The organism is Methylobacter sp. (genome assembly GCF_004322395.1).
Classification (GTDB): domain Bacteria; phylum Pseudomonadota; class Gammaproteobacteria; order Methylococcales; family Methylomonadaceae; genus Methylobacter_A.
This window is the reverse complement of sequence record NZ_SCTW01000021.1, coordinates 1-15,186: the sequence shown is the minus strand read 5'-3', so window position 1 is coordinate 15,186 and position 15,186 is coordinate 1. Positions and strand designations below refer to the sequence as shown.

Genomic DNA, 15,186 nt, shown 5'->3' with positions numbered 1-15,186 from the left:
GGTGCGGCGGGTCGGCATCACCAAGGCGGCGAATTCGCTACAGCAGCAAAAGCTGATCGGTTACCACCGCGGTCATGTCACGGTACTGGACCGCGCCGGCCTGGAAGCGGCGTCTTGCAGCTGCTACCGGACCGATCAACGAATTTACCGGCGTATCCTGGGCTGAGCCGGGCTCTGCCGCTTAGCCAAAACTCCGAGCTAAAACAAGTACTGCGCGCCCACGCCGATATATTCCACTTTGTCTTGAAAAAACTGGCCGGTCGGCGAGAAGCCGTTATAGTATTCGGCCAGGATCTGGAGCTTCCTGCCCAGTACTTGCAGGTTATCGAATTCAATACCCGCCCGGGCCGATACGTCGGGACTCCAATCGTTTTGTTCATGGTGTTTAATATCGGCCGCTACGACCGGCCGAATCGGCGTGTCACCTATCCGCCAGGGGCTTCTAAATTCAAGGCCGTATTGCGCCGACCAAGTGCTGAGTGCCGACGGCTCTTTATCGAACAAGCCGGCGCCGCCGCCATACAGGCGCACGCCGAACGGCAGCTCATAAGACAGTTTCAGGTCCACACCTTCGTAACTGAGATTCACCCGAGTAAATCCGGTATTGATCTTTCGCAGCAGGAATTCGTCGCCCAGGTGCGAGCTTTGATGATAAATGCGGCCAAACGCTGAAAAACGGTCGGCGCGAAGGCTCGCATACAACGCCGCAAGATAGTCGCTGTTGACCAAGTCGGACGATGGCGCCCCCAGGTTGAAGTCGCTAAAAACCCCAGCTTGCAGTCCTGCTTCCCATTGCACGGTAGACCGGCCGAAGTAACTGCGGTAAATCGGGATGGTTTCGCCGAAGCTGGCCGAGCCTATGTCGTTGCCGTCGAAATTATCGCTCTGGTAATTGTGGTAAGCGGCCGAAAAACGCGCCCAACGCGGGTCGGCCAATAACGGCTTGAACAGATGTCCTTCCGGCAACAGTCCGGCCGGTAAGAGAGTCGCGTCAGGGGACGTCGCCATCCGGCCCTCGTCAACCCGGACCGCGTCTACAGGGGCGGCCTGCACATGCCGGTTCTGGGTTTCCGACAGCCTGACGCCTTTAACGCCGGGGATTTTGGATAACAGCTGCACGGCTTTTGTCCGCTTGCCGGTTTCGAGGCCGTTAATCGGCAAGATAATGACGCCATCCCGGACTACCAGCGACGGCATGTCCAGATTCAAGTTATGCTTTAAGGCGCCGGCCGCATAACCGGCAATGTAAGCATCATCCGTAGCGGCGGCGTAACTGGCCGAAACGGCCATCAGCAGCATGCCCAGAACGGCGATAAACCGCAACTCCATTATTATTTGCCGGGCGCCGTGGTAACCGACAGGTCAGTCTGTACCGATTTGACGCCTGACTGAGCGCCGGCTAGTTCCAGAGCCCGGTTGATGCCTGGCTCGGAATCGACGGTGCCGCTCAACTTGACGACGCCTTTGTCGGTGGTCACTTCGATGCGAGAGGCGCTGAGCATCGGGTCGTTTAGCAGGGCCGCCTTGACTTTGGTGGTAATCGCCGCGTCATCGATATATTCGCCGGCGCTTTCGCTTCCTGGGCTTGCCGGCTGTGCAGTGCTTGGCATTTGTTGTTGTGCGCCTTCCATTTTTTGCGCGGGCCGGCCGGCTCTCGGTGCGGTACTTTCGGTTGTGCGCTCGACTTTGCCGGTTTTTTCCGCGGAGCCTTCTTTCTCGCAGCCTGAAAGGCCGAACACGGCACATAGACAGGTAAGCGCAACGACGTTACCGGCTAAACTGTTTTTCGGGTCCTGAGGGGTTGTTTTCATAGGGTGCGCTCCTTAAATGGTTGTGTTTGGTGAGATGCGCCAACTGACAGAGCGATGTCCGGTTAAGGAATGCCCTCGCCTTTATCTGGATCAGACGCAACGATTAAAAAAAACCGAGTCAATTTTAGCCGCGGGGTCCTGTATGATCTGTACGGTAACGCACATAGCGGTTTAAGGGGGAGATCATGCAACTGATCACTTTTGTTTATCGATGATATTGACAACGTCCCTCCTCCACCCTGACAGTTATTTGCATTCCTATCTTCACCGGTTCTGACGAAGCCAAAAATACAATATACCTAGTGGTCTGTGTCAATGCTGGTTATGGGACTATAAGGAGTTGGGTGACCGGCCGATCGCCCTACTATTTGGATGAATAACATTGGCCGGCAATATCTTAGTTGCCAAAGTCTATGAAACAAGTGCCGTGGATTGCAGAAAGATTAGCAATATGAATGAATGCATCGAGGCATGCGAAAGATGCGTCGAAAAATGTGGCGAGGCGAATTCATGCAATAACTTATTTCGACAAGCTCAGCAAGATCGGTTTAAGTCCTTATACCGCTTAACCAGCAAAAGCCCGCTCCATAGCAACGACAGCAACATGATTGCACAACCGGTCACAAAGACAGCTTTAGCCAGTACATGGTCATATTGCAAAAGACCGGATTCGGTTAAAAGATATTGCCAGTCATGAAAACCATAGGGCGCCGAATGGCCGAAATTGCCTCCCAATAGCGGCAACTGTCCTGCTCGCGCATCGTTCATATACGGCGCTATATCCAAAAAATTTTCACCGACCCACCATAACGCTACTGAGGCACCGAATGGATCTCGTGTTTTGAGCAATAACACGCCCATGCAAATTGACGGCATTAACAGCTGCCCAAGCGTTCCGCCTAATGAGGTAATAAATGCGCCAAATGGTCTAAAAATAATATGTCCTGCCTCATGAAAAGGCAGGTTAATCAAATGAAGGAAAGAATTTCCGGCAGCATTGCTTTCGATAGATGCGTTCATCAGCTGCCAGCTCCAAATAATGAGACCCGCGAATATAATCAATCCGCCTAATAAATATGCCAATGTACTCTGTTGCTTATCGTGGAACAAAAACTGCGCCAGCGGCTTGACTTCATCCTCTTCGTATAGCGTGACAGTGGTGGTCTGAGCATTCTGTCGATCCACCTGTTCAGAATGATATTTCAGATATTTTTCAAATACGATGCCGCAGTGAGGACAGATTTCACTTTGCACATGCAGCTCATGTAGGCACTTGGGGCAGTTGTTCATAGTTGCTTGGTAGATTGGTTAAACTCAAGTGTTTTAACTTTAACCGTTTTCGTCACTTTTTGAAACCGAGAAAACGCTTACCAAATAACACGATTAATCACAAAGTATCGGAGCCCGTGGTATATTTCCCCGGCGGCTCGCTCGGACTGAAACTTAACCACTCAAAACCCCATTTTAAGGAGATAACATGCCAAAACCTATCACCCCTTTGCTGGCAGCCGATATTTTAATTGAACTGATCGACCAGCCCGAGCGGCCATTCGTATTGATTGAACGTGCTTATCCGCCTTATGGTTGGGCAGTGCCGGGCGGTTTTGTAGATGTTGGAGAAACCGTGGAACACGCGGCGATTCGCGAAGCCAAGGAAGAAATCTGCCTGGATATTACACTGACGGCTTTGCTGGGCATCTATTCCAATCCGGAACGCGATCCTCGCAACCATACCGTTACCGCTGTCTATATTGCCGAAGCCTCAGGAATGCCGCGAGCCGCCGACGATGCAAAAAATTTCGGCATTTTTACGGTTGACAATCTTCCCCCTGTGCTGGCATTCGATCATGCTCAGGTTGTGGAAGATTATAAAAATTACCGGATGACTGGGAAAGTTACGCCGTTAAGGGTGTAATTGAAAAGAGCTTTGTCCACGAAAATCACGAAAAACACGAAAAATGACTCAAAGTAAAGCGGCGTCTATTCATACAGGAGTACAAGGCTAGCCTTGTACATGTAAATTGTTCAAAGCCAGCTTTGCCTACATGGACAGATATCTGCTCCTGCAATATCTGCATTCACCACATCCATGTGGATTATGTAGGTAAGGGGCGTGAGCACGACTGCATGGATGCAGGAGGTACGACTCCATGGAAGGGGGAGGTAGAATCGCGTCAGGAACAGCGATCGAGAGCACCAACAGTAGGCGCTTTAGGCGACGCAGGGAGCAGTTGCCGAGGAGCGGGAGCTTTGAACTCCAGCGTTACTCAAATCTTTTCGTGCCTTTCGTGCTTTTCGTGGACAATATTACTCATCATCCACAACCAGCGGACAACTGCAAAACACATGGCGGTCGCCATAGACATTGTCGATACGCCCAACCGGCGGCCAGTATTTATCATCGTGCTGATCGCTGCTTGGAAAAAAAGCTTGTTGTTTGGAATAAGGCCTAGTCCATTTTTCAAGCAGCAAGCGGTGAGTGTGCGGCGCATTATGCAGCAGATTGTTTTCGGCATCGGCAATGCCGGTTTCTATAGCTTTGATTTCCTCGCGAATCGCGATTAACGCAGCGCAAAAACGGTCGATTTCAGCTTTATCTTCACTTTCCGTGGGTTCTATCATCAAAGTATCGGCGACCGGAAACGATACGGTCGGCGCATGAAAGCCATAGTCGATCAGGCGTTTGGCAATGTCTTCCACGGTGACGTTGCAGGACTTTTTGAATTCATGACAATCGATAATGCATTCGTGCGCGACCCAGCCGTTTTTGCCGGTATACAGAATCGGATAATAAGGCGCTAAACGCTTGGCGATGTAATTGGCATTCAGGATTGCAGTCAGCGTCGCGCGTTTTAGCCCGGCCGCTCCCATCATCGCGATATAAGCCCAGGAAATCGTGTAAATGCTGGCCGATCCCCACGGTGCAGCCGACACTGTGCCTATCGTGCCATGTATATTTTTAGCGGGATTAACGCCTTCGACAACCGGATGATCGGGCAGGAACGGAGCAAGATGTGCGCCCACGCCTATCGGGCCAACACCTGGACCGCCGCCGCCATGCGGAATGCAGAACGTTTTATGCAGGTTAAGGTGGGCGACATCGGCACCGATTTTTCCGGGACGACTCAAGCCTACCAGTGCATTAAAATTTGCGCCATCCAGGTAAACCTGTCCGCCATGCCGGTGGATAAGGTCGCAGATGTCCCGAAACGCCTGTTCAAACACGCCGTGCGTGGACGGATAGGTAATCATTAATGCGGCCAGCGTATCTTGGTATTCGGCGGTTTTCTGGCGTAAATCATCCAAGCTGACATTGCCGTTTTCATCGCAGGCGACTACCACGATTTTAAGTCCGGCCAGCGCGGCACTAGCCGGATTGGTGCCGTGCGCGGAAGCAGGTATCAGGCAAATGTTACGCTGCCCCTGCCCCCTGACCTCATGGTATTTACGGATGACTAAAAGCCCTGTGTACTCGCCTTGAGAACCGGCATTGGGCTGCAAGGAAAACGCATCGAAGCCGGTCAAATCGCACAGCATATCTTCCAGCTCGGCAAACATTTGCTGGTAACCATGGGTTTGGTACAGCGGCGCAAACGGGTGCAGCGCGTTAAACTCATAGTACGAAATAGTCTGCATTTCCGTCGCGGCATTCAGTTTCATCGTGCAGGAACCCAACGGGATCATCGAGCGATCCAGTGCTATATCGCGTCTGGCCAGCCTGCGCATATAGCGCATCATTTCGGTTTCGGAATGATAGCGGTCGAATACCGGATGTTGCAGGATTTGATCGTTACGCAACAAGCTTTCCGGAATACATTCGCCAGTTGTCGCATCCAAACCGTTGATATCGGGAAGATCGGCAGTGGAAGATGCAAAAACCTGCCAAACATCTCTCAAGTTTTGCCTCGTGGTGGTTTCATCCAACGATATGCCGATATGATCCGCATCGATAACGCGCAGATTGATATTGACTTCCGCAGCCCGGGCCGTAATGCGTTTTGCCCGGTTCGGGGTGCTAACAATCAATGTGTCAAAATAACAGGTACTCAGCACTTGATGGCCCAGCTGGGTAATGCCTGCGGCCAAGATTTGCGTGTAACGATGCACGCGGCCGGCAATCAGGCGCAAGCCTTCCGCCCCATGATAAACCGCATAAAATCCGGCGATGACGGCGAGCAAAACCTGAGATGTGCAGATGTTGCTGGTGGCCTTGTCCCGGCGGATATGCTGCTCACGGGTTTGCAGCGCCATGCGCAACGCAAGCTGGCCGTGGCTGTCTTTGGATACGCCGATAATGCGGCCGGGAACCGAGCGTTTGTATTCGTCTTTGGTCGCAAAATACGCAGCATGAGGGCCACCATAACCCATCGGCACACCAAAACGTTGGGAGTTGCCGACCACTATATCGACGCCGAATTCGGCAGGCGGCTTAAGCAGCACCAGCGCCAACAAATCCGCCGCTACCGTGACCAGCGCCGATTTAGCCTGGGCAATTGCGGTGATGGCAGTCAGGTCTTTTATTTCTCCTTTGCCGCCCGGATATTGCACCAGCAGCGCAAAAAAATCGTACTGCTCCAGATTTTGATAAGGATCTGCGACGATAACTTCATAACCCAAAGAGCGGGCACGGGTCTTGATTACGGCGATAGTCTGAGGGTGACAATCCTGATCGACAAATATACTGTTGGCTATGCTTTTGGATAAGCGGCGCGACATGGTCATGGCTTCAGCCGCCGCCGTAGCTTCATCAAGCAGCGAGGCGTTGGCAAGCTCCATACCGGTCAAATCGATAATAACTTGCTGAAAGTTAAGCAACGCTTCCAGCCGACCTTGGCTGACTTCGGCCTGATAAGGCGTATAAGCTGTGTACCAGCCTGGATTTTCCAACACATTGCGTTTAATGACCGCCGGCATAATGGTGTCGTAATAACCCATGCCGACCATCGAAGTGAACACTTTATTGCGTTCGCGCATTTTACGCAGATGCTTGATTACCGCGCGTTCACTGATCGTTTCAGTCAGCTTTAACGGTTCGTGATTTAAAATATTTGCCGGAATGGCCAGCTCGATAATATCTTCCAGTTCGCTTATGCCCAACTCGGCCAGCATAGCTTGGGTTTGGAGCGGATTGGGACCGATGTGGCGGTTGATAAAATTACCGCGCATTTCCAATTGAGCCAAGCTAGGTCGAGAGGAAGCCATGATTTTACCTATGGTAGCGGTGAGGGATAAAGGGCATCGGCGTTACAGTAACGGGAATATGATGATCACGCACCTTAGCATATAGCATACTGCCCACGTTGGTAAAACTTCGGTCAAGCAGCGCCATAGCGATCGGCTGACCCAAACTGGGAGAAAAACTGCCGCTGGTGACATAGCCTACGGCAACATCTTCACTGTTATATATTACACTGCCTTGCCGTACCGGCATTTTGCTGTTCACCAGCAAACCTGCGCGAATTTTTTCCGGCCCCTGCTGTAACTGAGCCAGAATTATGTCGGCTCCGGGAAACTGATTATGGCTTCTTTTAAATAACCACTGGAGACCTGCCTCTACAGGCGTAATCGATTCACTAATTTCATGCCCGTACAGGCATAGGCCCGCTTCCAGGCGCAAGGTATCTCTGGCCGCTAAACCTATAGGCTCAACACCATCTTCAGCCAACAACAAGCGGGCGAGTTGTTCCGCATAGTAATTGTCTACCAAGATTTCAAAGCCGTCTTCGCCGGTATAACCGCTACGGCTGACGTTACATTTTATATCGTTGATATAAGTACCGCAGGCATGCATAAAGGATAGTTTGGCAGCTTGTTCGGAAAATTTTTTCATGACCGATGCGGCGGCAGGGCCTTGCAAGGCGAATAAAGACTGACCAGTCAGTTCATTAAAACAACACAAGCCGGATAAATGACTATACAGATACTTAAAGTCTTTATCTTTACAGGCAGCATTCACAATAATCATCACACCCGATTCAATGCGGGTAATGACGATGTCATCCATAATCCCACCATTATTATTGGTCAATATCGTATATTTTTGCTCGCCTACTTTAAGTCCGGAAATATTGCTGGGTATCAGTTTTTCAAGTCCAGAAACAGCATCATTGCCCAAAACCAGGCACTGCCCCATATGGGAAATGTCGAAAAAACCGGCATAATTGCGGCAGTGCTGATGCTCGTGCAGAGTACCTTTGCCATATTGAACAGGCAAGAGGTAGCCGCTAAACGGCACCATTTTGGCGCCCAGTTCAAGATGAAGATTATAAAGCGGCGTCTGTTTTAACATGAAGTATTTATCTTGGTGTGTGAACAGGACTCTGTCGATTATTTAGCGAAGAACGCACAAGACGTGAAGAAAAATACCTAACATCCTTGCTTGGTATAATAATAACATGTAAGACACGAATTACGCGAGACTCGATCCGGACTACTCGCTTCTTAGTTGTTTTAGTTTTTTAGATTAAAGCCTTAGCTTGTATAATTTCCTCTTTTTTCGGCTTGAACATCTTGCTGGACTCATTTCTTTTAAAATCTCAGAGAACTCTATGGCGTTGTATTGTGGAATTGTCGGTTTACCCAATGTTGGAAAATCGACCTTATTTAATGCATTAACCCGTGCAAAAATCGCGGCCGAAAATTATCCGTTCTGTACCATTGACCCGAATGTAGGCGTAGTTCCGGTGCCTGACAACCGTATGGACAAGCTGGCGGAAATCGTAAAACCCGAGCGCGTACTGCCTACAACAATAGAATTTGTAGACATTGCAGGTTTGGTTGCAGGTGCATCGAAAGGCGAAGGCTTGGGCAACCAGTTTTTAGCCAACATTCGCGAAACGGATGCAATAGCCCATGTGGTACGCTGTTTTCAGGACGATAACGTCATCCACGTCGCTGGAAAAATCGATCCGCTCTCCGACATCGAAGTTATCAATACGGAATTGGCATTAGCCGATATGGCTTCCGTTGAAAAAGCCTTGTTGCGTGCGAGCAAAGCGGCCAGAACCGGCAATAAAGATGAACAAGCAAAAAAAGATGTGCTGGAAAAAGTTTTCAAACAACTGGACGCCGGAGAACCTGCACGAACCTTGCCTTTAACGATCGACGAAAAAGCCCTGATCAGGGACTTGTGCTTAATGACACTCAAACCAGCCATGTACATCGCCAATGTTCAGGATGACGGCTTTGAAAATAACCCCTTACTGGACAAAGTGCAAGCAATGGCCGATAAGGAAGGCGCGATGGTCGTACCGATCTGCGCAGCCATAGAAGCGGAAATAGCTCAGCTGGATGATGAAGAAAAAAAGGAATTCCTGGATGATCTGGGGCTGGAAGAACCCGGCTTAAACCGTGTCGTAAGAGCCGGATATAAGCTATTGAACCTTGCGACCTATTTTACTGCGGGTGTAAAAGAAGTCAGGGCCTGGACAATTCCGGTCGGCGCGACCGCGCCTCAGGCAGCTGGCGTAATTCATAGCGACTTTGAAAAAGGCTTTATACGCGCCGAAGTTATCGCTTATCAGGATTTCATCGACTATAAAGGCGAACAGGGCGCAAAGGATGCCGGAAAATGGCGGCTTGAAGGCAAGGATTACATTGTTAAAGACGGGGATGTAGTTCATTTTAGATTCAACGTTTGACAAAGTAAGAGTGGATACATATAATTCTCGCTCTTCAAAAGACCTGTTTAAATGGCGATGTAGCTCAGCTGGTTAGAGCACGGGATTCATAACCCCGGGGTCGGTGGTTCAAGTCCACCTATCGCCACCATACGAATCAAGCACTTAGGTGAAAGCCGAGTGCTTTTTTTATACCTGAAATTCTCTGTGGCGCACTCTTGGCGCACTTCTAAAAAAACAACCGCAACAAACCGCAACACTTGCCAGTATTTTGGGCATAAAAAAGCCGCTTGGTTAGCGGCTAAAGTTGTTTAAAAATTCGGTAAAAATCTTTCTTCTTCACCCGGCTTGTTCGGTCATGCTCTTGATAAGAGTCTGTGAGAAAGGCGCTTTGGGACAGTCGACAGTTACCAAACAGCCTTCCATTTTCTTCCTTAACCCACTGCTCGTGTGAAGTGCCTTTTGTGGGACGAGGAATAAATTCAAGTAAGCAAGAATCCTTTTAACGTCCTTACAGGTAAGCGGTGGAATTTCTCCGCTCATGCCGGATTTAGCGGCATGGTTTCGTCAAATATGTGTTCTGAGCTATGGAATACAGCGATTTTCAGCTTGATAAAGCAGTATTTAAGCCAGAAAGAGAGTGGCCGCTCGTCTTGATAATAATTGAGCTGCATAGCGTTTGTCTTCTCCCGCTAGTGCGCCATAAACATATTCGGCAATCATGGCTGCCAATTATTTATGAATCAAAATTATGCCACTTTAAGTTTATCGATTGTAAATTGCTGGGTAAGGCATGGTGCCGCTTTTTGTTTGGCCATTAAAATAACGTCAAATATTTGCCACTTTCAACGCTTGTTTGCCAGTTAGGCAAGGAAGTAATTCTAAGACAGTAGTGACCGGCAACTGGAGTAAGCCGAAGAAGATAGTTTATAGTGAATTGATTAATAATCAGTTTATAATTTTTTTAGTTTTTTATCATGAAATATACATTGAAAAAACCAGATAACGGCACAATTTGTGCTTGTTTTTATATGAGTTTTAATACTTAAGTAATCGGTTCAGTTAGAACACGGAGTTCAGCTCAATACACTAATTGCATAAACACTAATGTAAAAATCAACAGAGGTGAAAATGCCGGTAACTTAATATATGTTGGGTGAAGTAACAGTCATCAGCACCGATAATTTGTTTTAGCAGCAGACCAAGTTAAGAGAATTTAAGATGTCACGACCATGCGTTTTTGTGAGTTCGACTTACTATGACCTGAAACACGTTCAATCCTCTTTCGATAACTTTATTAAATCCCTTGGCTACGATTTCATTCTCTCAAAAAAAGGAGACATCTCATATTCTCCAGACGTTCCATTTAGTGAATCTTTCTGCCGCGAGTTCGCGAATGCTGATATTTTTTTGCTGATTATTGGTGGCCGCTACGGATCAGCAACAAGTACTGATAATAAGAAACAGGAAAGAACTTTCTGTTATGACAACATGACGAAAAAAGAATATGAATCTGCATGCTCCCGAAATATTCCTGTTTATATTTTGATCGAAGGTAATGTCTATACCGAATATCAAACCTACTTACAAAACAAGGCAAACGAAAATATCCGATACGCGCATGTTGACTCGGTAAACATCTTCCGGCTTATTGAAGAAATACTATTGAAACCGCGTAACAATCGTATTCATACATTTGAACGCTTCCCGGACATATTGATTTGGCTCCGTGAGCAATGGGCAGGGTTATTCGGGGAGCTTCTTCAACGAATGACTAATCAACAGCAAATCTCGACGCTATCGAATCAGGTTGAGACGCTTAGTGTAATCAACGCAAGTTTACAGAAATATCTAGACGCATTGGTTAGTAAAGTCTCGCCGGCTGATTTACCGGAATCAATTCAATATCAACATCAAAGACTGAATAAATTCGAGCAATCCGATGCGCTTAAGCAAAACAAGTTTTTCAAAGCATTATCGAATTGGAATGTCGATATTAACCAATTCGGAGTGGCGCTTCTCACTACCGAGACATTCGATGAATTCAAAGAAAAACTTCACAAATTATCCAATGACCCTGAAAGATTAAAACCCTTTTTATCAATCCACAATTGGAGCTCTTCGGCACAGAACAGTATCAATGAAGCGCGTATCGTTCTTGGTAAGCAGCCGTATTTTCCCTTGTCGTAAAACTGCATTGATTTTTCACATACAGCATCGTTTTGTTAGCCAATTGAACGGCAAGTGTTCATTTGGCAGTTCCTTTTAAAGACCGCTTTACAAACCGATCTTGAAATTTCGACATCCTAAATCATAAAGCTGTCATATTTCTTTAATATCATTGTAATATTAAAAACATGACAAGGTTTTGTTCATTGTTAGATTATGCTTCGATTGATGGAATGTAATAATAAACTCTCCACCTAAGCATATAAATCATTAAAATTTTTCTCCCTGTTTGAGGTTTTATGTATGTGGAAAAAAATTTACTCGACAATCTTCACCCCTCGTCTTGATGATGAAGAACTCGGTCAGCACCTTGAATCCATAAAATCGTCTATGCCCACGCCGGTCTTTTGGCTGCTAGGGAAAACTCAATCCGGAAAAACTTCGATTATCAAGGCCCTGACCGGAGACAGCCGTGCCCAGATAGGTAACGGCATGCACTCCTGCACCAGAACTTCATTCATTTACGATTTTCCCGATTCCCAAGATTGCATCATGCACTTTCTGGACACCCGTGGACTGGGCGAAGTGGATTATGAACCGGATTGCGATATCAAAGCTTTCCAAGAACAGGCTCATGTACTGATCGTCGTAATGAAAGCCATGGATCATTCCCAGCAGGCTGTTATGGAGGCAGTGCGATCGATTCATAAAGCTAAACCCGATTGGCCGGTTATTGTTGCGCAAACGGCATTGCATGAAGGCTATCCCGACCCGGCTTTTGAACACTTAAGCCCTTATCCGTTTGATACTGAAGACTGGACTAAAATAGTTCCTGATAATCTGCGACGGTCTTTACTTGAACAAAGAACGTTGTTTAAAGGTATCAATGCTCAGTTTGTCCCGGTTGATTTTACGCTGCCGGAAGATGGTTACCAGCCGGTCAATTACGGTTTGGAAGCGTTTTGGCGTAGCCTGGAAACAGCTTTGCCGCACGGCATTGCTATGATGCTTCATGACATGAAAGAAATCCGCAAGGAGTTGCATGATGCCTACAGCAAAGCGGCGCATCCGCATATTATTGCTTACGCGCTAACTTCAGCAGCAGCCGGAGCCGTTCCTATTCCCTTTGTCGATATACCTATCGTGACTCTGATTCAGGCTAAAATGTTTCAGACTATCGCGTCAATTTACAATTACAAGCTGGATCGAAAAAGTTGGGCTGAAATCAGTAGCTCACTCGGTATTACTCTACTGACCAATATCGGTCGCCGCGAGCTAATCAAACTGATTCCCGTCTATGGCTCGGCGGCGTCTTCCGCACTGACCGCTGCAACAACCTATGCATTAGGTAAGACGCTAACGGTGTATTTTCAAAATTTACGTAGCGGAGCAGCCTTATCCAGTGAAGTATTCCGAGTTATTTACAAGGAACAGTTTGAACTGGGCCAATCCATGTTGAAGGATTACGTTAATGAAATTCAACATAAGGTGTCGAAATGAAAATGAAAACACGCTGGCAGATACATTTTTTTATCATAATGATCCCGTTCAGCATCCCTCTAGCAGCGGGCTTTTACTGGTTATGGCTGCATCAAATGCTGATTTTATGGTTAGCTGTTTCGGCAGTGTTAGGAGCGACGTGGTGGCTCTTTAACCAGCGTTTGAATCGGTTGGATTTGGAACTGGAATTGCTCGACATTTCGCCATCGGTTGAAAAAACCGCTCAAAGCAAACAGGCCTACGAAAAAATTGAGCAGATTTCCGCATCATACAGAAACAGCAATCCTGATCTGGCCTCTTCGGAATTTTATATGCAGACCTTGCTCGAAGTGATGAGAGCTGTAGCTGAGCAGTATTATCCACAACGTAAAGACGCTCTGTTGGAAATTAAGCTGCCTTATTTGCTAAAAGTTATCGAAATGTTGGCGCAAGAGTTACGCGTCGGTCTTTCGGAAAACGTGCCGGGCAGTCATATTTTCTCGGTGAGCGATATTGTTCGCAGTCACCGCTTAGCTAATCGGGGACGTGATCTCTATCGCCTGTTTCGCATTGTATCGGCCGGACTGGACCCGATTTCCGCTATGGTTCGCGAATTAAGAATACTGACTACCGATAGCTTGCTGTCTCATTCCACCGAAGACCTCAAACGCTGGCTTATTGACGCTTACATCAAGAAAATAGGTTATTACGCGATTGAACTTTACAGCGGCAACATGGTTTTGGACAAAAGTTTGTTTGCCAACGCGACGCGTTTATCCCAACAAGAATTGGAGAAAATTAAGCACAGGGAAACGGCTGTGTCTGCGGAGCCGCTCCGCGTGCTGGTATTGGGCCAGACCAATGCAGGCAAATCCAGCCTGATCAATGCCCTATTCGGAACACAAAAAGCCGAAACCAATGTAATTCCTACCACAGAAGGCTTTACGTCTTACCTGCTGGAGCGTCCGGGATTGGAATCTGCGATTATATTGGACTGCGAAGGCTATGGCAGCGATGACTATCGGTGTTCGCTTGCCAAGGCTTCGGAAGAAATTGTCCGCAGTGACATTATTATTCTGGTAGTTTCCGCAACCAATGTTGCGCGTGACCCCGATAAAAAAATGCTGCAAGCCATTCAGGATTGTTTTGCGGCAAAAGACAGAAGCAGTTTGCCCCCCGTAGTTGTAGCATTGACGCATGTCGATCAATTGCGGCCGCTTAGGGAATGGAGCCCACCTTATGATGTTATTAAGCCCGACTCGCCCAAAGCACAGGCAATAAGACTGATGATGGAAACGGTAACGACGGAATTGGGTTTAAATATCGAACAAATCGCACCGGTCAATTTAAAACCGGGTTTTGAATACAATGTTGAGGAAGGCCTGATCCCGACCATTTTTCAGCAACTCACTCAGGCCAAGCAGGTGCGTTATCTCCGTTGCCTTAAGCAATATCGTAAAGAGGATTATTGGCGCAGACTTTGGAAGCAATCTAAAGGAGCAGGGCAATTTATTGCGAAGAAAGGGTTCAGCACTTTTGTCAAATCGCCTATTACCCTGCCTGAGAGTGCAGAACGAGGCGGGGAAAGCCGCTAACTCCCCCGCCTACGAACAGTTTTTTTCAGTGCATCGCAGTTGATTTCTCGTGCGCATGATGTTTTTCCTGATAGGCTTTTGAATCCTTACGTGCGACTTTAGCGCCATCATGGAAACCTTTCATCACGGGGCTATTAACGGGCAACATTTTTACGATCGCTAAAGAAGTAAAAACAACCCCATAGGACATTCCATAGCAGACGCCATACAGCGCACTATCAACTGCTTTCGATGGTGCGGTAGCAATTTTAGTGGCGGCCTCTTTGGCTGCTATGGCTCCCTTTTTGACACCCACTAGCGCGATATTAGGCTTCTTAACGGCTTCTTTTGCATTTTCAACCGTCCCTTCTTCAGTTTTTTTGTTGGTTACAGCTTTCATAACTCACACTCCAGAAATTTTCGGTTATTGAACAACCTGAGAAAGAGACTTTTTCAACTCTCTATATCTCAGAATTGTAAAAAACTTATCATGCCATTTAATCTTTGTCAAACAGCAACTTAAACCCATCAATT

At 47.5% G+C, this 15,186-nt stretch carries 11 protein-coding genes and 1 tRNA gene; 6 read left to right on the top strand and 6 right to left on the bottom strand.

Features of this window, described 5'->3' with window-relative positions; translation table 11 throughout:
- Nucleotides 1–198: 198 nt before the first annotated feature.
- The 3 genes from EPO18_RS03365 to EPO18_RS03355 form a co-directional block, all read right to left on the bottom strand.
- A complete protein-coding gene (locus tag EPO18_RS03365; protein WP_292430501.1) occupies nt 199–1,329 on the bottom strand; it encodes a DUF1207 domain-containing protein in 1,131 nt (376 codons plus the stop codon).
- Nucleotides 1,330–1,331: 2 nt separating this feature from the next.
- Complete coding sequence (locus EPO18_RS03360) at nt 1,332–1,811, bottom strand: BON domain-containing protein (RefSeq protein ID WP_292430498.1); 480 nt, start codon at nt 1,809–1,811, stop codon at nt 1,332–1,334.
- Between the two features lie 534 nt (nt 1,812–2,345).
- On the bottom strand, nt 2,346–3,101 hold the full coding sequence (locus EPO18_RS03355; protein ID WP_292430496.1) for a zinc ribbon domain-containing protein: 756 nt from the start codon (nt 3,099–3,101) through the stop codon (nt 2,346–2,348).
- A 187-nt stretch (nt 3,102–3,288) separates the two neighbouring features.
- On the opposite strand from EPO18_RS03355, the gene EPO18_RS03350 reads away from it, so the two are divergent.
- On the top strand, nt 3,289–3,726 hold the full coding sequence (locus EPO18_RS03350; protein ID WP_292430493.1) for an NUDIX domain-containing protein: 438 nt from the start codon (nt 3,289–3,291) through the stop codon (nt 3,724–3,726).
- A gap of 392 nt (nt 3,727–4,118) precedes the next feature.
- Here EPO18_RS03350 and gcvP read toward each other — a convergent pair whose 3' ends face one another.
- Entirely contained in the window at nt 4,119–7,013 is a 2,895-nt protein-coding gene (gene gcvP, locus EPO18_RS03345; RefSeq protein ID WP_292430491.1) for an aminomethyl-transferring glycine dehydrogenase, read from the bottom strand.
- Nucleotides 7,014–7,017: 4 nt separating this feature from the next.
- Nucleotides 7,018–8,127 carry a glycine cleavage system aminomethyltransferase GcvT gene (gene gcvT / locus EPO18_RS03340; protein WP_292430504.1) on the bottom strand — a complete coding sequence of 370 codons (1,110 nt, stop codon included), beginning with the start codon at nt 8,125–8,127 and terminating at the stop codon, nt 7,018–7,020.
- Between the two features lie 232 nt (nt 8,128–8,359).
- Here gcvT and ychF point away from each other — a divergent pair, with 232 nt between their 5' ends.
- From ychF to EPO18_RS03315, 5 genes are all read left to right on the top strand, one after another.
- On the top strand, nt 8,360–9,451 hold the full coding sequence (gene ychF, locus EPO18_RS03335) for a redox-regulated ATPase YchF (RefSeq protein WP_292430487.1): 1,092 nt from the start codon (nt 8,360–8,362) through the stop codon (nt 9,449–9,451).
- Nucleotides 9,452–9,504: 53 nt separating this feature from the next.
- Nucleotides 9,505–9,581, top strand: a tRNA-Met gene (locus EPO18_RS03330).
- 1,091 nt (nt 9,582–10,672) lie between these two features.
- Nucleotides 10,673–11,620: a DUF4062 domain-containing protein gene (locus EPO18_RS03325; RefSeq protein ID WP_292430484.1), complete on the top strand. Its 948-nt coding sequence runs from the start codon at nt 10,673–10,675 to the stop codon at nt 11,618–11,620.
- A gap of 282 nt (nt 11,621–11,902) precedes the next feature.
- On the top strand, nt 11,903–13,099 hold the full coding sequence (locus tag EPO18_RS03320; protein WP_292430481.1) for a GTPase family protein: 1,197 nt from the start codon (nt 11,903–11,905) through the stop codon (nt 13,097–13,099).
- Nucleotides 13,096–14,673, top strand: coding sequence for a GTPase family protein (locus EPO18_RS03315; RefSeq protein WP_292430478.1), 1,578 nt, complete (start codon nt 13,096–13,098; stop codon nt 14,671–14,673). Before EPO18_RS03320 ends, EPO18_RS03315 begins: the two co-directional genes overlap by 4 nt.
- A 25-nt stretch (nt 14,674–14,698) precedes the next feature.
- Here the strand turns inward: EPO18_RS03315 and EPO18_RS03310 are convergent, their stop codons facing one another.
- Nucleotides 14,699–15,052 carry a hypothetical protein gene (locus EPO18_RS03310; RefSeq protein WP_292430475.1) on the bottom strand — a complete coding sequence of 118 codons (354 nt, stop codon included), beginning with the start codon at nt 15,050–15,052 and terminating at the stop codon, nt 14,699–14,701.
- Between the last annotated feature and the right edge of the window lie 134 nt (nt 15,053–15,186).